At 32.5% G+C, this 17,758-nt stretch carries 16 protein-coding genes; 7 read left to right on the forward strand and 9 right to left on the reverse strand.

The window, feature by feature from the left end:
- Window positions 1-98: 98 nt before the first annotated feature.
- Genes LY08_RS05755 through LY08_RS05770 form a run of 4 tightly spaced genes read left to right on the forward strand, consistent with a single transcriptional unit; the run spans window position 99 to window position 3,037 of the window.
- Window positions 99-653, forward strand: a complete 555-nt coding sequence (locus LY08_RS05755) for an RNA polymerase sigma factor (RefSeq protein WP_111659496.1) — start codon at window positions 99-101, stop codon at window positions 651-653.
- 5 nt (window positions 654-658) lie between these two features.
- Window positions 659-1,210, forward strand: a complete 552-nt coding sequence (locus LY08_RS05760) for a hypothetical protein (RefSeq protein ID WP_111659497.1) — start codon at window positions 659-661, stop codon at window positions 1,208-1,210.
- Window positions 1,194-2,276, forward strand: a complete 1,083-nt coding sequence (locus tag LY08_RS05765; RefSeq protein WP_111659498.1) for a hypothetical protein — start codon at window positions 1,194-1,196, stop codon at window positions 2,274-2,276. The genes LY08_RS05760 and LY08_RS05765 overlap by 17 nt, the downstream gene beginning before the upstream one ends.
- Window positions 2,277-2,302: 26 nt before the next feature.
- On the forward strand, window positions 2,303-3,037 hold the full coding sequence (locus LY08_RS05770; protein WP_111659499.1) for a head GIN domain-containing protein: 735 nt from the start codon (window positions 2,303-2,305) through the stop codon (window positions 3,035-3,037).
- A gap of 70 nt (window positions 3,038-3,107) precedes the next feature.
- Here LY08_RS05770 and LY08_RS05775 read toward each other — a convergent pair whose 3' ends face one another.
- The 6 genes from LY08_RS05775 to LY08_RS05800 form a co-directional block, all read right to left on the reverse strand.
- Complete coding sequence (locus tag LY08_RS05775; protein ID WP_111659500.1) at window positions 3,108-4,454, reverse strand: MFS transporter; 1,347 nt, start codon at window positions 4,452-4,454, stop codon at window positions 3,108-3,110.
- 89 nt (window positions 4,455-4,543) lie between these two features.
- Window positions 4,544-5,374: a M48 family metallopeptidase gene (locus tag LY08_RS05780; RefSeq protein WP_111659501.1), complete on the reverse strand. Its 831-nt coding sequence runs from the start codon at window positions 5,372-5,374 to the stop codon at window positions 4,544-4,546.
- 128 nt (window positions 5,375-5,502) lie between these two features.
- Window positions 5,503-7,908 carry a glycoside hydrolase family 31 protein gene (locus LY08_RS05785; RefSeq protein WP_111659502.1) on the reverse strand — a complete coding sequence of 802 codons (2,406 nt, stop codon included), beginning with the start codon at window positions 7,906-7,908 and terminating at the stop codon, window positions 5,503-5,505.
- A 170-nt stretch (window positions 7,909-8,078) separates the two neighbouring features.
- On the reverse strand, window positions 8,079-9,992 hold the full coding sequence (glgB, locus tag LY08_RS05790) for a 1,4-alpha-glucan branching protein GlgB (protein ID WP_111659503.1): 1,914 nt from the start codon (window positions 9,990-9,992) through the stop codon (window positions 8,079-8,081).
- Window positions 9,993-9,995: 3 nt separating this feature from the next.
- Entirely contained in the window at window positions 9,996-11,261 is a 1,266-nt protein-coding gene (locus tag LY08_RS05795; RefSeq protein WP_111659504.1) for a glucose-1-phosphate adenylyltransferase, read from the reverse strand.
- 5 nt (window positions 11,262-11,266) lie between these two features.
- A complete protein-coding gene (locus LY08_RS05800) occupies window positions 11,267-12,670 on the reverse strand; it encodes a glycogen synthase (RefSeq protein ID WP_111659505.1) in 1,404 nt (467 codons plus the stop codon).
- Window positions 12,671-12,802: 132 nt separating this feature from the next.
- Here LY08_RS05800 and msrB (LY08_RS05805) point away from each other — a divergent pair, with 132 nt between their 5' ends.
- A complete protein-coding gene (gene msrB, locus LY08_RS05805) occupies window positions 12,803-13,291 on the forward strand; it encodes a peptide-methionine (R)-S-oxide reductase MsrB (protein ID WP_111659506.1) in 489 nt (162 codons plus the stop codon).
- Window positions 13,284-13,676, forward strand: a complete 393-nt coding sequence (gene msrB, locus LY08_RS05810; protein ID WP_111659507.1) for a peptide-methionine (R)-S-oxide reductase MsrB — start codon at window positions 13,284-13,286, stop codon at window positions 13,674-13,676. The genes msrB (LY08_RS05805) and msrB (LY08_RS05810) overlap by 8 nt, the downstream gene beginning before the upstream one ends.
- Before the next feature lie 34 nt (window positions 13,677-13,710).
- Here msrB (LY08_RS05810) and LY08_RS05815 read toward each other — a convergent pair whose 3' ends face one another.
- On the reverse strand, window positions 13,711-14,994 hold the full coding sequence (locus LY08_RS05815) for an NAD(P)/FAD-dependent oxidoreductase (protein WP_111659508.1): 1,284 nt from the start codon (window positions 14,992-14,994) through the stop codon (window positions 13,711-13,713).
- Window positions 14,995-15,112: 118 nt separating this feature from the next.
- Here LY08_RS05815 and lpdA point away from each other — a divergent pair, with 118 nt between their 5' ends.
- Window positions 15,113-16,489 carry a dihydrolipoyl dehydrogenase gene (lpdA, locus tag LY08_RS05820; protein WP_111659509.1) on the forward strand — a complete coding sequence of 459 codons (1,377 nt, stop codon included), beginning with the start codon at window positions 15,113-15,115 and terminating at the stop codon, window positions 16,487-16,489.
- Window positions 16,490-16,586: 97 nt separating this feature from the next.
- On the opposite strand, the gene aroQ is transcribed toward lpdA, so the two are convergent.
- Both aroQ and LY08_RS05830 read right to left on the reverse strand, forming a co-directional pair.
- Window positions 16,587-17,003, reverse strand: a complete 417-nt coding sequence (aroQ, locus tag LY08_RS05825; protein WP_111659510.1) for a type II 3-dehydroquinate dehydratase — start codon at window positions 17,001-17,003, stop codon at window positions 16,587-16,589.
- Between the two features lie 81 nt (window positions 17,004-17,084).
- A complete protein-coding gene (locus tag LY08_RS05830) occupies window positions 17,085-17,615 on the reverse strand; it encodes a hypothetical protein (RefSeq protein WP_111659511.1) in 531 nt (176 codons plus the stop codon).
- Window positions 17,616-17,758: the final 143 nt, after the last annotated feature.

Consider the following 17,758-nt stretch of genomic DNA (forward strand, 5'->3'; position numbering starts at 1 on the left):
TTGTATAATCATCTAATAAATTAAAAAATCAATATTTTTTTTAATAAAGTGTAACAAACTGTTTTAACTTTCCTCTTTATTACAACAAACCATTTTTTTTGACACTAACCCATTACAATATCGAGCAACTTGTTGCACTTTGTTTATCTGGCAACCAATTGGCACAATTGGAAATTTACAATAGATATTACAAAGCAATGTACAATACCTCGTTTAGAATTGTAAATAATAGCTTTGAAGCTGAAGATATTATGCAAGAGTCTTTTTTGACTGCATTTACAAAGCTTGAAAAACTAAAAGAGAAAAGCACATTTAGTGCATGGTTAAAGCGAATTGTAATAAATAACAGTATTCAAGCTTTTAATAAAACCAAAAAAAATGGTGAAGTTGCTTTAAACGATCTTTTGTATAAAATTGAAGACCAACAAGGAATAGAGACTAGTACCGAGTTAACTTCTGTAAAAGCAAAACAAATTTTAGAAGGTTTAAATGCTTTAAAATCTAATTATAGAATTGCCCTAACCCTTAATTTAATCGAAGGGTATGATCATGAAGAAATTAGTCAAATTATGCAAATAAGCCATGCTAATTGTCGGACAACCATCTCTAGAGCAAAAGAAAGTTTAAGACAAAAAATAAAACAATTAAACTAATTGTTATGAATGATAATATAGAAAAACTATTTAGTGATTTACAAGATCAATTTGATGTGCATGAGCCAAATACTGGGCACCAGCAACGCTTTTTGGAACAGTTAAATCATGCTAAAACCCAAACCAAAGTTGCCAGTTTAAAAACCAGTTATTGGAAACCACTATTGGCAGTTGCAGCATCTGTAGCTTTATTATTAACCATCACTTTTAATGTAAAGTCGGATACTATTGAAAAAGATTTAGCAAGTGTATCTCCAGAAATGGCAGAAACACAACACTTTTTTTCAAATACTATTACTTACGAATTAAAAAAACTGAATACCGTAAAAAGTCCAGAGACTGAAAAACTGGTTAATGATGCTTTATTACGATTAGAACAATTAGAACAAGAATACCAAACTCTAAAACTAAATTTAACTGAAAGTGGAAAAGACCAACGTGTTATTTACGCAATGATTACCAATTTTCAGAACAGAATAGATGTATTACAAAGCACACTTTTACAAATAGAAGAGTTAAAAACCTTAAAACAAAACAATTATGAAACTACTTTATAAACTAACCCTTTGCCTAATACTTCCAGTATTTGCTTTTTCTAATAATGGCAATTGGGATGGCAAACACACCAAAAAGAAAGTAATTAAAAAAGAGTATACTGTCAATAAAGATGCGACATTAAAAATTTCTAATAAATATGGAAATTTAGATGTGGTTACTTGGACAGGAAACACTATTAGTATTGAAGTTACTATCACTACCAATGGTAACGACGAAGATGAAGTTGTAAAAAAATTAAATGAAATAGATGTTGAATTTTCTGCTACAAGCAGTTTTGTATCTGCAGAGACCATAATTGGTAAAAAGAAAAAGAATTCTTGGTGGAATTGGTCTAATAACGATAATGTAAATATGAAAATAAATTACATTGTTAAAATGCCAATTACCAATAATGTTAACTTTAGCAATGACTATGGTAACATCACACTTGGTACTTTAGAAGGACGTGCAGAGATTAATTGTGACTACGGTAAAATTACCACCAAAGAATTATTAGGAGATAATAACAGTCTTAATTTTGACTATTCTAATAATTGTTATTTTGAATATATCAAAAACGGAAAAATAAACGCTGACTATAGCGGTTTTACAGTTGCAAAAGCTAAAACATTAGGTATTGTTGCAGATTACACTAAATCCCTTGTAGAAATTGCTGAAAACATTGAATACAACTGCGACTATGGAAGTCTACGGGTTAATCAATTAAATAATATTAATGGTAATGGCGATTATCTAACTGTAGTGCTTGGAGATGTTTACAAAAATGTAAATATTAACGCTGATTATGGTTCTATTAAAATTGGCAAAATGAACAAAAATGCTGGTGATGTTACTATTGAGTCGGATTACGTAGGTATAAAAATTGGGATTGACCCAGAATATGCATTTGATTTTGAAATTAATTTAGAATATGGTGGACTAAATGGTGAAGATGATTTTGAAATGGAAACACGCAGAGTGCAACATTCAGACAAGTATTATTCTGGTTACCATTTTAAAAATAACTCTGGTAACTTAATTAAAATAAACTCGGAGTACGGAAGCGTTACTTTTGACAAACAATAAGCTATTAATCATTAAATACAATCATCATGAATTTTTCATCAAAAACTCAAACCCTAATTTTAAGTTTACTTGTAATTACTATTACATCATGTAATGCACAATGGGGAAAAACTATTAAAGGTAACGGAAATATTACCACAATTACTAGAACTACTTCAGACTATAATGCTATCAAACTAGCAGGTTGGATGGACTTTATTTTGGTTAAAGGTACAGAAGGAACTATAACTATTGAAGGCGAAGAAAACTTATTAGACTATATTATTACAGAATCTAAAAATGGTGATTTAGTAATCAAAACTGAAAATAATATTAACTTAAAACCAAGTGGTAATAAAACCATTAAAATTACGATACCTTTTGAAGACATAGACAAAGTATCGCTTTCTGGTTCTGGAGATGTAATCTCTAAAGCATTAATAAAATCTAACAATTTTGAAGCTAAAGTATCAGGATCTGGAGATGTTACTCTTGAAGTAGATTCTGATAATGTTGAAGCATCAGTGACAGGGTCTGGAGACTTAACCTTGACTGGTAACACAACTAATTTACAAGTAAATGTGACAGGTTCTGGAGATTTTCATGGCGAACGTCTACAAGCTGATAATACTGAAGCAAAAGTCACAGGTTCTGGAGATATTGTTGTGTATGCTAAAAAGAACTTGAAGGCTAGAGTTACAGGATCTGGAGATATTGAATATAAAGGAAATCCTGAGAAAGTAGATACTAAAGTCACAGGATCTGGAGATATAAGTAATTAAAATAAAATTCTATAAATTAAAAAAGTCCCTATTTTGAATAGGGACTTTTTTATTATGTGTAATATTTAAATTAATTTAATTGTCCATGTTTTGGCACTCTAATTAATAAAATAATTCCCACTAAAAAGAAGATGAATAGAAACAAAATGGCATTACGCATACTACCAGTTATTTGGTCTATAGTGGCAAAAATCACCATACCTATAACGATTCCTATTTTTTCTGCAACATCATAAAAACTAAAGTAAGATGTTGTGTCTTCTGTTTCTGGTAAGAATTTTGAATAGGTCGACCTAGCTAAAGACTGTACACCTCCCATTACAAATCCAACACATCCTGCTGCTAAATAAAATTGTAATGGAGTTACCATAAAATAAGCATAAAAACAAAGTAACATCCATATAATATTAACTATAATAAGCGTCTTTACATTTCCAAATTTAGCTGAAGCTTTAGAAGTTAAAACCGCTCCTAAAATAGCTATTAATTGTATGATTAAAATACTTCCTATTAAGCCCATAGTTTTAGCATCCTCTCCACCCCAAGCAATTTCTTCTTCTCCAAAATATACAGCAACCAACATAATAGTTTGTACTGCCATACTAAATACAAAAAAGGCAACTAAATAGCGTTTTAATCTCAAGTTTTGCTTTAGTTGCAACCATACTAGCTTTAATTCTTTTAAACCATTAAACACTATTGCTTTTGTAACCTTATGACCAGAAGACACTCCTTTAGGTAATATATAAAATGAATATTGACTAAACCCAATCCACCAAATACCTACCATTACAAAAGAATAGCGCATTGCAACTTGTGCAGCAGTTTCTATGACCTCTCCATTTTCTGCTATATTATCTTTAATAGCTACTAAATCGGGATACAACACCATAAAAAGATTAATAACTAACAATAAAACACTACCTACATAACCTAAGCTAAATCCCTTTGCGCTAATGCTGTCTTGTTGCTCTGGATACGCTATGTCTGGTAAATAAGAGTTGTAAAATACTAGACTTCCCCAATACCCTATTAATCCCATAAAATAAAATAGTAAACTTAAATGGATATTATCTAAGCTAAACCAATACAAACCAATACATCCAAGACCACCAACATAACAGAAAAATTTCATGAAATTTTTCTTATTTCCTACATAATCTGCAATACCAGATAATATAGGTGAAGTAAAAGCAACTACTAAAAACGTAAAAGCTGTAACATAGGTAATTAATGCTGTACTTTTAAAAACCATTCCAAAAGCAGGTACCGTTTTTTCAACTTGAGATACAAATAGTGCCGAATAAAAAATAGGAAATATAGACGATGCAATAGTTAGCGTGTAAACGGAGTTTGCCCAATCGTAAAAAGCCCAAGCGTTTAGAAGCTTTTTATTACCTTTTTCTAGTTTTGACATGAAGTGATAGTTAGTTAGTGTATAAAAATACAAAAGCTGCACTTAATTAAGAGCAGCTTCGAAAATAACTAAATATTTTTAAAAGTAACTTAGTATTTACCTAAAGGTCTAAAACTTGTTACGCCAAATTTTCTGGCTTCGGCTTTTGCAGCTGGTGCTAACTCTGTTAAATTATCAATTCGTGTTTGGTTTGCTGGATGCGTACTTAAAAACTCTGGTGGTGCTTGTCCTCCACTAGCTTGTGCCATACGTTTCCATAATTCTGCAGCTTCATCAGGATTATAACCAGCAATTGCAGTTAAATATAGTCCAATACGATCTGCTTCATTTTCATGACTTCTACTAAACGGTAGCATTCCTAACACATTAGAACCTACACCGTAATATTGATTAAAAGCATTTCTACTTTGTTCATCTTTTATAGCTATATTACCTGCAATTGCTAGACCTTGTTGTAACATTCCAGCACTCATACGTTGCTGACCATGGTTAGCTAAAGCGTGTGCTACTTCATGTCCCATTATAGCTGCTATAGCAGTTTCATTTTCTGCAACTGGTAAAATCCCAGTGTAGAATACAATTTTACCTCCAGGCATACACCATGCATTAACAATATCCTCAGCAATTAAATTATACTCCCATTGATAATCGTTTAAATAACCTTGCTGACCATTAGCATTTAACCAACGTTCTGCAGCTACAGCTATACGTTGACCCACACGTTTTATCATATTAGATCTAGTAGTACCAGTTTCTACATTGCTTTCTGTTAGAACTTGATTATACTGTGCAAATGCAGTAGGAAATAATTGTGCATTTGGAATAAAAGCTAAGGTTTTTTTACCTGTAAATGGATTGGTTGCACAAGACAAAAACATAATTAATGTTAATGAAGCAACTATAGTGTTTTTAAATTTCATAATTAATATTTTTTTTGTTCTATAAATTTACAAAAACTTCGCCAAAAATGTACAATGGATATAATTTACCTTGAAAGAATTAAACAGAACACCTTCTTATAAAGTATTAAAAACCTATTTTAATGTCATTATTTTCCAATTAAATGAATTTCGCTAAAGTTTTTATCAACTACCATTGCAACTGTACCATTAACTTTTAATTGCTCAATAGAGATGGTTTCATTATCCAATTGAATTTCATTAATTTCAAATGGTAATCCATGAATATTTAATTTAAACGTTTTATAAGAGGCTTCATACTTACCTTCTTTATGTTGTTGCAAAATCAACTCGTTGGTCTTTCCTGTCAACTTAAAGGTTCTGAAACTGTAGCGTCCCTTAGTATAATCATAACCATCATGAGCATCATCAAAAAGCTGAGACGTTTCTTTACCTGTTTTAAAATACACATCTAAAACTAGCTCTTCTATATTTTTTTCGCCAACATATTGTTGAATTGGGAATTTAGGAATTACCGCTCCTTCTTTAATAAAAATTGGCATACTGTCTATTTCTGCATCCACCCACTTTTCTTTTCCACCATCAACCACTTCATCTGTCCAGAAATTATACCAGGTTCCTCTAGGAATATACATTCTTCGACCCTTCGCATTAGGTTCTTGAATTGGGCAAACTAGTATTTGGTTACCATAAACAAACTCGTCTGTTCTGTAGTGCGTTTGATTATCTTCTTGATCAAACATTACTAACGATTTTAAAATTGGTGTACCATGTTCTACCAAATTCCAAAATGCAGTATATAAATACGGTAATAATTGGTATCTAATTTCAATAAACTTACGTACCACATCTGTAACATCTTCATCAAATGCCCAAGGTTCTTGATCTCCATGGTCTCCAGAGGAATGTACACGACAAAATGGATGGAAAATTCCTAATTGTATCCATCGTGTAAACAATTCGCCTTGTGGTTGCTCTGCAAATCCACCAATATCGCTTCCTGCAAAACTAAATCCTGACATAGCCATACGTTGCGCTTGCACGTTGGCAATCCATAAATGCTCCCAAGTAGCAACATTATCTCCTGTCCAAGTAGAACTGTAGCGTTGCGTACCCGAATAAGCTGCACGAGTAATTACAAATGGACGTTTTGGATAGTTAAACTTTTTCATACCATGATACGTCGCTCTAGCCATTTGCATCCCATACACATTGTGTGCTTTTCTGTGGCTACACGGATTACCATCGTAATCATGACGTACATCGTCTGGAAACGTTTTGTTTGGCACTTCCATTACTGCTGGCTCGTTCATATCATTCCAAACACCTCGTACGCCTATTTCTTCAACTAATTCTTTAAATAATCCAGACCACCAATCTCTAACTTCCGGTTTTGTAAAATCTGGAAAATAACATTCACCTGGCCATACTTTTCCTTTCATGTAAGGTCCATCTGCACGCTTACAGAAATAATCTTTATCTAATGCTTCTTTAAAAACATCGTATTCGTTATCTATTTTAATTCCTGGATCTATAATAGCTACTGTTTTAAACCCATCATCATATAATTCTTGAACCATACGTTTTGGGTCTGGAAAATGCTCTTTATTCCACGTAAAACATCTAAATCCATCCATATAATCGATGTCCAAATATATTGCATCGCATGGGATTTGAAGTTCTCTAAACTTAGAGGTTACAGCTTTAACTTCTGCTTCTGGGTAATAACTCCATTTACATTGGTGAAACCCTAAAGCCCATAATGGTGGTAGTTGATGTGGCTTTCCTGTTAAATCTGTATAACTCTCTACAACATCTTGCATTTGAGGACCATAAATAAAATAGTAATTCATTTCTCCTCCTTGAGCCCAAAAGCTGGTGACATTACGTCGTTCTTGACCAAAATCAAAATACGATCTAAACGTATTATCAAAGAAAATACCATAAGCTTTACCATGATGTAATCCAGTAAAAAACGGTATAGCTTTATAAATTGGATCTGTTTCTTTTCCGTAAGCATAAGAGTCTGTTACCCAATTTTGAAATCGCTTCCCTTTAAGGTTTAAATGCTCTGGTTTATCTCCTAAACCAAAGTAGCTTTCACGCTCGTTTACAACCTTACTCATTTTTACTATGTTACCTCCATATTCGTAGCTTTCTTCCCAATGAAAACCAATTTCATCTTCATTGATAAGCTCGTCGGTTTTAACATCATAAATAGATACTCTTGCATCTTTTTTAGATACTTCACATCTTAATTTTGAAGTTGTAATAGTAAAACACTCATCGTTTTCGCTAATCTCAAGTTTATTATAACCTGTACTTGCGTATTTGGTGATGGCATAAGAGAAATCGTTATCAAAAGTACCAGTTGTAGAGTATCTAAATCTTAGCACACTATCTCTTAACACAGTTAGCTGAAGGACGACATTGTTTTCTGTATAAAAATATAAGGTATCAACGTCTTTCTTAAATTTTATTATTTGTGAAGGAAATAAGTTTCCTTTTTGTTCTAGTTCTGTATTTACAATCATAATTGTATAATGTATAATTTAAAGTAAAAAAACGGAAAATAAAACTGTTACGAAAGCATTGATACTATATATTATCACGAATTATTAACTATAACGTTTTCGGAATTACAAATTATTAAATCCTTGGTTTTTAGACCTTAAAAAACGAAATAACAAAAGGTTAAAACGCACTAATTAGCACCATATTTAAATACTACCATCCCAAGAGGTGGAATAGTGATTTCTACTGAATTTTTTCTAGCATGCCATAATTTGGCTTGACTTGTTAAAGGTTTGTTTTTAAACTTTCCGCTACCATAAAATGTTGCGTTATCGCTGTTAAAAATCTCGGTAAGTGTTCCTTTTTTTGGTAATCCTATTCTATAATTTTCTAACGGAACAGGTGTCATATTACAAGCAACAATAACATTATCTTTTGCCTTATTACCTTTTCTTATATACACTAAAACCGAATGTTCTGCATCTCCATAATCTATCCACTCAAAACCGTCATGAGAAAATTGTTTTTCATGTAAAGCGGGCTCTGATTTGTATAAGGTATTAATGGCTTTTATATACTCTTGGATGCCTTTATGTGGTTTGTATTGCAATAAATGCCAATCTAAACTAGTTTGAAAATTCCACTCTTCGCTTTGCCCAATTTCAGCACCTTGAAACAAAAGTTTTGTTCCTGGATGCGTAAACATATAACCATATAAAACGCGTAAATTTGCAAATTTTTGCCACTCGTCTCCTGGCATTCTATTTAATATAGATTTTTTGCCATATACCACTTCGTCATGACTTAAAGGCAACATGAAATTTTCTGTAAACGCATAGGTCATAGAAAACGTTATATCGTTTTGATGGTGTTTTCTGTAAATAGGTTCTTTACCAAAATACTGCAACGTATCGTGCATCCAACCCATCATCCATTTCATACCAAAGCCTAAACCTCCTAAAAATACTGGTTTTGAAACACCTGGAAATGCTGTAGATTCTTCAGCAATGGATTGCACATCTGGAAAACTTCCGTAAATGGCTTGGTTAAGCTCTTTCATAAACGCTATGGCTTCTAGGTTTTCTCGACCACCATAAATGTTAGGCTCCCACTCGCCTTCTTCTCTACTATAATCTAAAAATAACATGGAAGCGACTGCATCAACACGTAATCCATCTGCATGAAATTGATCTAACCAGAATAAAGCGTTACTGATTAAAAACGATTTGACTTCATTACGTCCATAATTAAAGATTAAACTTTTCCAATCTTGGTGATACCCTTTTCGTTTATCTGGATGCTCATACAAACAAGACCCATCAAAAAAGCCTAAACCATGAGCATCTTCAGGAAAATGAGAAGGTACCCAATCTAATATTATTCCTATGTTGTTTTCATGAAGTTTATCTACTAATAACTTAAATTCTTCTGGATATCCAAATCGTGATGTTGGAGCAAAATAACCTGTTACTTGATAGCCCCAACTTGGGTCGTACGGAAATTCCATGACTGGCATCAACTCGACATGCGTAAAATTCATCTCCTTGACATAGTTGACTAAATCGTCAGCCAATTCGACATAAGATAAAAAACGGTTTTCTTCAATTTGTTTTTTCCAAGAGCCTAAATGGACTTCGTACACAGAATAAGGTGCATCTAGAGCATTGTGCTTTTTTCTGGATTTCATCCATTTAGCATCTTTCCATTTGTAATCATCTTCCCAAACAATAGAAGCGGTTTTTGGATTATGCTCGTAACGTCTCGCGTAAGGATCTGCTTTTTCTGTTACAATACCATTATTATGGCTTTGTATTTTGTATTTATAAGTGGTGCCTTTTCCAATATTAGGGATAAATCCTTCCCAAATACCACTTTGGTCCCAACGCACATTTAAAAGATGTTCGCCTTCTTTCCAAAAGTTAAAATCACCAATTACAGACACTTGTTTTGCACTTGGTGCCCAAACTGCAAAATAAGTCCCTTCGACACCGTTAACTGTAGTAATATGCGAGCCAAACTTCTCGTATAATTTGTAATGTTTTCCTGCTTTAAACAGATTAATATCGAAGTCTGTAAACAAACTATAAACCGTTACATCTGCCATAAATTATATTACAAATCCGTTAGGAATTACTGAATCTTTTTTAATTACTACTATACCTTCTTTAATAACATAAGTATCTGTCTCTGTATCTTCTAGATGATTACCACCATTAATTCTAACATCGTCACCAATTCTAACATTTTTATCGATAATGGTATTTTTTATAAAGCAACGCTCACCAATACCTCTTAAAATTTTAATTTTGTTTTTATCAATTTCTTCTAATGTTTCATAGGAATCGTTACCCATCATATAGGTATTAATAACTGTAGATTCTTTTCCAATTCTAGAACGAATACCAATTACAGATTTTTCAATTTTAGCAGCATGTATCAAGCAACCTTCTGCTATAACTGTTTTTTCTAATGCAGTACCAGAAATTTTAGAAGTTGGTAAAATCCTAGCACGTGTATAGACACTTTGGGTTTTATCGTATAAGTTAAATTTAGGAATATCGTCTGTCAAACCTAAGTTAGCTTCAAAAAACGAATCTATATTTCCAATATCTGTCCAATAACCTTCAAATTGATAGCTTAATGTTTTATGTTTTTCTATAGATTGCGGAATAATTTCTTTACCAAAATCATTAGTATCTGGGTTTTTCATTAAGTCAATTAACAAGTCTCTATTAAAAATGTAAATACCCATTGATGCTAGATGGTTCTTACCTTGTTTTTCCATTTCTGGACTTACAGCAGAGGTCCAATCTGGTAATAATGACGCATCTGGTTTTTCAATAAACGATGTGATCACATTTTTATCGTCGGTTTTTAAAATACCAAAAGAGGTGGCATCTTTAGCGTTTACAGGAATGGTAGCTATTGAAATTTTAGCGTTAGCTTTAATATGTGCATCTATCATTTCGTTAAAATCCATTTGATACAGTTGGTCTCCAGAAAGGATTAACGCATATTCAAAATCATGACTTAAAAAATGATGCATACTCTGTCTAACTGCATCTGCAGTACCCTGAAACCATGTGCTATTTCCTGGTGTTTGTTCTGCTGCTAATACATCAACAAAAGCCGAACTAAAAAAACTAAAATGATAAGTGTTTTTTATGTGTCTGTTTAAGGATGCCGAATTAAACTGTGTTAATACAAACATTCTTTTTATATCAGAATTTATACAATTTGAAATTGGAATATCTACCAATCTATATTTACCTGCTATTGGTACTGCTGGTTTAGATCGTGAAGCAGTTAAAGGATAAAGTCTTGAGCCTTGACCGCCTCCTAAAATGATAGAGAGTACTTTATTATTGATCATAGTTATTAGTTTATGGATTGGTATAAATTTATATATGCTTGAGCTGACACATCCCAAGAATGGTCAATAGTCATTATGTGTTTTCTAATGGTTTTAAATTTTTCTTGATTGTCATATAATACTGTTGCTCTGTGTATAGCATGTTCTACTTCTGCTGCATTAACATTATCGTGACACAATCCAAAACCTTCATTATCAATATCTATTACCGTGTCTTTTAACCCTCCAATACGTCTTACAATTGGAATGGTTCCGTAACGTAAAGCATACATTTGGTTTAATCCACAAGGTTCTACTCTTGATGGCATTAATAAAAAATCGGCTCCAGCGTAAATGATATGTGACAGTTTTTCGTCATAACCAATATACGCATTATATTTTCCTTGAAAAAGTGGTTTTAAATTATTTAAAGCATTTTCTGTTTCAGGTTGTCCAGATCCTAGCACTAAGATTGAAATTGCTTCTTTTTCTAAACTATTTTTAAATACTTCAGGAAACACATCTACTCCTTTTTCGCCTACTAATCTACCAATAAAAGCAAATAAAGGCTTCGTTTCATCTAAATTAAATTTGTCACAAAGCCATTTTTTATTGGCTTTTCTTCCAGATTGTACTGTTTTAATATCATAATTTTTAATAATGTAATGGTCCGTTTCTGGATTCCAAACTTCAGTATCAATGCCATTTAAAACTCCTACACATTTGTTGCTTTCATGACTTAGTAAGACTTCTAAACCATTTGCATTTTCTTTAAGTTCTTCCATGTAACTTGGTGACACTGTCGTTACACGCCAAGCACATTTTATGGCAGCTGCTAATGGGTTAATGGTGTTATTCCAATCTAACAACCCTGTTTTAGAACTATCAAATTCTGGAATTAAATGTAACTTATCATACCCAAACCAACCTTGGTATTGCGCGTTATGTATGGTAGTAATTACAGGGATTTTGTTTAAAGATTCATACTTATAGCTTTCTTGAAGCATAAATGGGATTAATCCTGTATGATGATCATGACAATGGATAATTTCTGGTTGTTCTTTACGCGATAATATCCAATCTAATACTGCAATTTGAAACGCTAGAAATCGTTGGGTATCATCTGCAGAATAGACAAACTCTTTGTATAATAAATCTGGTATATCTATAAAAAACACATCAAAATCTAATACTTTCTCTGTTGTTTTTAAGACATTAAAAACAATAGAAGACTCTCCTAAAGATAAAGTGGCTTCATAAACTTTGTCAAAGGAATTTGCTTGTGTAAATTTATTATTATAAAAAGGCATAACAACAGAGGTTGGATGACCTAAGTTATTTTGATATTTAGGTAAAGCACCAACTACATCTGCTAGTCCTCCTACTTTAGCTACAGGATAACATTCTGCACTGACGTGTAATATTTTCATAGAAAGGTTAATTCAATCAAGTTGAAAGTTACATTATAATTACCGAAAACTAAAATGTTATTTTTAACTTAAAAACACGACTAATAATCAACAGTTTATAGATTTTAAATTATCTTTATAAAAATGAAGATTATGAAAAAATTCGCAGTATTATTAATGGTTTTAGCATTTTTTAATTGTAAATCTAATGCGCAAGACACACCTGAAAATTCTGAAAACTCAACCTATAAAGTTTCAAAAACTGATGCTGAGTGGAAAAAAGAACTCTCTAAAAAAGAATACTATGTGCTTCGTGAAGCTGGAACAGAGCGTGCGTTTTCAAGTCCTTTAAATAAAGAAAACAGACCTGGAACCTACCATTGTGCTGGCTGTGACACACCTTTATTTAGAAGTGAAAATAAATTTGATTCTGGTACTGGATGGCCAAGTTTTGATAGATGTATAGATAACAATGTGGCTTATTCAACCGATAACGATTTGGGATACACCAGAACAGAAGAACACTGTGCAACTTGTGGAGGTCATTTAGGACATGTCTTTAATGATGGTCCAAGTGCGACTACAGGAAAAAGACATTGTATTAATGGAGCTGCTTTAAATTTTAAACCTAAAAATGAATAATTACAAAGTCAATAAAACAGAAGAACAATGGCGTCAAGAATTAACCGACGAGCAATATAGAATTCTTCGTAAAAAAGGTACAGAAATGCCACATACAGGCAAGTATAACTTGCATTTTGAAGATGGTACCTACCATTGTGCTGGATGTAATCAACAACTTTTTGAAAGCAATAGTAAGTTTGAATCCGGTTGCGGTTGGCCTAGTTTTGATGATGCAATTGAGGGCAGTGTACAAAATATCTTAGACAAATCTCATGGTATGATAAGGACTGAAATTGTATGCTCAAACTGTGGTGGTCATTTAGGACACGTCTTTAATGATGGGCCTACAGAAACAGGAACACGATTTTGTGTAAATTCTGCAAGTGTAGATTTTAAAAAATAAAAAAAAGCTCCTTTTAATGGGAGCTTTTTTTATGTTACGATTTTAGTTTCTTTTTGTATGGTCTAATAATAAGTCGTGCTTCTCTGTCAAATCTAATGTAGTTATACACCCAATTTACAAATACCACCATTTTGTTTCTAAATCCGATTAAGAAAAACAGGTGAACAAACATCCATACAAACCAAGCAAAAACACCTTGAAACTTAAAATTAGGTAAATCTACAACCGCTTTATTTCTTCCTACTGTAGCCATTGTGCCTTTATCTTTATAAACAAAGGGTTTCATTGGTTTTTTATCTAAAAGCCTTAATAAATTGTCACCTAAAAGCTTACCCTGTTGTATTGCTGGTTGTGCCATCATTGGATGACCACAAGGTAAATCTTCTGTTTCCATTTGTGCTACGTCACCAATTGCAAAAATATTATCAACACCTTTAACTTGATTAAATTGATTAACTAAAATTCTATTGCCTCTAGATACAAATTGACCCGAATCTAAGCCTTTTATAGCTGCACCTTTTACGCCTGCTGCCCAAACCATAGTTGCTGTTTCAAAAGTTAAATCGCTATTGGTGGTTACAATTTTTCCGTCATATCCTGTTACTCTTACATTTTTCCAAATCTGAACGCCTAGTTTTTCTAAAAAATCTTCTGCTTTTTTAGAGGCTTTATCGCTCATTTCTTTTAAAATTTTGTCTCCAGACTGCACTAAGTTAATTTGAGCCAATCGTGTATCCAAATCGGGATAATCTTTGGGTAGTATGCCTTTTTTAATTTCAGCTAAAGCACCAGCAAGCTCTACTCCTGTTGGTCCTGCACCTACAATTACAAAATTCATAAGGGCATTTCGTTCATGTAAATCTGTAGTTAAAAGCGCCTCTTCAAAATTTTCAAGAATTAAACTTCTTAAGTTTAAAGACTGTGGTACGGTTTTCATTTCCATACTATTAGCCTTGATAGATGCATTTCCAAAAAAATTAGTTTTAGACCCAGAAGCAACTACCAAATAGTCAAATTTTAGCTCACCAATATTGGTAATCACCTTATTTTTTTCGGTATTAATTTCTTTAACATTGGCTAATCTGAAGAAAAAATTAGGAAAATCCTTTAAGACCTTTCTAATTGGATAGGCAATAGAATCTGGTTCTAGTCCTCCTGTAGATACTTGATATAACAAGGGTTGAAACGTGTGATAATTATGCTTATCTAATAGTACAACTTGTACTTCTTGCTTGGATAATTTTTTAGCAAGTGCAATACCTGCAAAACCTCCACCAATTATAATTATGCGTGGAAAACTAGATTTTGGTATATTCATATTAAATACTTGTATAGCAAAGGTAATATAAAGTTATAATTTTTTAAGATTCTAAATTCTTTATTCAATTTTGGTTTTGTAACTTCGTAGCTTCATAAAAACTACAAAAAATAATAGAATGAGTAAATACGATGTTATTGTTCTTGGAAGTGGACCTGGTGGTTATGTAACCGCAATTAGAGCTTCGCAATTAGGCTTAAAAACAGCTGTTGTTGAAAAAGAAAATCTTGGTGGTGTGTGTTTAAATTGGGGATGTATTCCAACTAAAGCTTTAATTAAAAGTGCTCAAGTGTTTGATTATTTAAAACATGCTGAGGATTATGGATTAAAAGTGAAGGAAGCTTCTCATGACTTTGATGCTGTTATACAACGAAGCAGAAATGTTGCAGATGGGATGAGTAAAGGAGTTCAGTTTTTAATGAAGAAAAACAAAATTGATGTTATTAATGGTTTTGGAAAACTAAAACCAGGTAAAAAGGTAGATGTAGACGGTACAGAATATAGTGCAGACCATATTGTTATTGCAACTGGAGCTAGATCTAGAGAGTTACCAAGCTTACCACAAGATGGAAAAAAAGTAATTGGTTACAGAGAGGCAATGACCTTAAAAGACCAACCAAAAAAGATGATTGTTGTAGGTTCTGGTGCTATTGGTGTTGAGTTTGCTTACGTATATAACTCAATGGGAACTGAAGTTACTGTGGTTGAGTATTTACCAAATATTGTTCCTGTTGAAGATGTTGATGTGTCTAAGCAGTTAGAAAAATCATTTAAAAAGGCAGGAATTAAAGTAATGACTTCTTCTGAAGTTACCAAAGTAGACACTTCTGGAAAAGGTGTTAAAGCAACTGTTAAAACTGCTAAAGGTGAAGAGGTTTTAGAAGCCGATATTATTTTAAGTGCAGTTGGTATTAAAACCAATATAGAAAACATCGGGTTAGAAGATGTTGGTATTGCAGTAGATAGAGACAAAATCTTAGTAAACGATTACTACCAAACTAATATTCCTGGGTATTATGCTATTGGAGATGTAACTCCTGGACAAGCGTTAGCACACGTTGCTTCTGCAGAAGGGATTTTATGTGTTGAAAAAATTGCAGGTATGCATGTAGAAGCATTAGACTATGGTAATATTCCTGGTTGTACCTATTGTTCTCCAGAGATTGCTTCTGTTGGATTAACAGAGCAACAAGCTAAAGATCAAGGTTATGATATTAAGGTTGGAAAATTCCCATTCTCTGCTTCAGGAAAAGCAAGTGCTAGTGGCGCAAAAGATGGTTTTGTAAAAGTAATTTTTGATGCTAAATATGGAGAATGGTTAGGATGCCATATGATAGGAGCTGGTGTAACCGATATGATTGCTGAAGCAGTATTAGGTAGAAAACTAGAAACTACAGGACACGAAGTATTAAAAGCAGTACACCCTCACCCAACTATGAGTGAAGCTGTAATGGAAGCGGTTGCTGCTGCTTATGATGAGGTGATTCATTTATAAAATATAAGTGAAAAGTTTTTCACTCTAGTCATAAAATGAAAAAATGCGATTCTTACGAATCGCATTTTTTTATACTCTAAATTATAAATTTTAATTTTTACAAAAAACTCTGAATGGCTAACTCATAACTCTGTAATCCAAATCCAAGAATAATTCCTTTAGCATTAGGAGCTATGTAAGAGTGGTGTCTAAACTCTTCTCTACCAAAAGTATTAGATATGTGTACTTCTACAACTGGAGTTTCAATAGCTTTAACAGCATCTCCAATTCCTACTGAAGTATGTGTATAGGCTGCAGCATTTAAAATTATACCATCATAGCTAAATCCAACTTCTTGAAGTTTATCTATCAATTCACCCTCAATATTAGATTGAAAATGTTCGATACTAACTGTTTTGTATTTTTCTTTTATTGTATCCAAAAACTCAGTAAAAGACAAGCTTCCATAAATATTTGGCTCTCTTTTACCAAGTAAATTTAGATTTGGACCGTTTATGATAATTAGTTTTTTCATACTGTAAAAATACAAAAGTTATGGTATAAAAAAACCGAAGTTTTTAGGCTTCGGTTTTAACATTTATAAATGTGTTATGTTTTAGAAATATAGTGCAAATCCAACATTAACTTGAAAAACACCTTCATCTGTAAAGTCTTCGTTTAAAGAGTGGTTGTAACGTAAACCTGGCTCGATAGAAACATTGTTCCCTAAAAACCACGCATAACCTGCTCCAATACCTAACCACATTGGGTTTTCTGTAGCATCTTTTATTGAAGCTCCAGTTAGATCTAAAGTTATAGGAATCATACTATTTACATAATACTTACCACCTATTCTATAAGAAAAAACAGAAGTATCACCTAAATCAGCAGACACACCTCCATAACCTAAACCTGCTTTAAGTGCTAAATCATCAATAACAAAATAACCACCATCAAATCCGATGTTGTAAGATGTTACACCGTCTGATGTAGACAAATAAAAACCAGTATTACCTAATGTAGCATTACCAGTGTTGGCTTCAATTAACCATTTTCCTTCAGCTGTTTGACTAGAATCTGTGTCTTGAGCATTAACAGAAGTTAAACCAAATACAGCTACAGCAGCAATCATTAATAAATTTTTCATAATTCAATTAAGTTTATTTGATTAATAAGAACTAAACTAAAGAATTATTTAATAATATTTGAGCGTTATTAACAAGTTATTAACAGCGTTATTAACATTATAATTTCTTAAGCCTTGATTTTTAGACGGTTACAAATAGGTTT

The sequence above is a fragment of the Olleya aquimaris genome, from assembly GCF_003259525.1.
GTDB lineage: Bacteria > Bacteroidota > Bacteroidia > Flavobacteriales > Flavobacteriaceae > Olleya > Olleya aquimaris.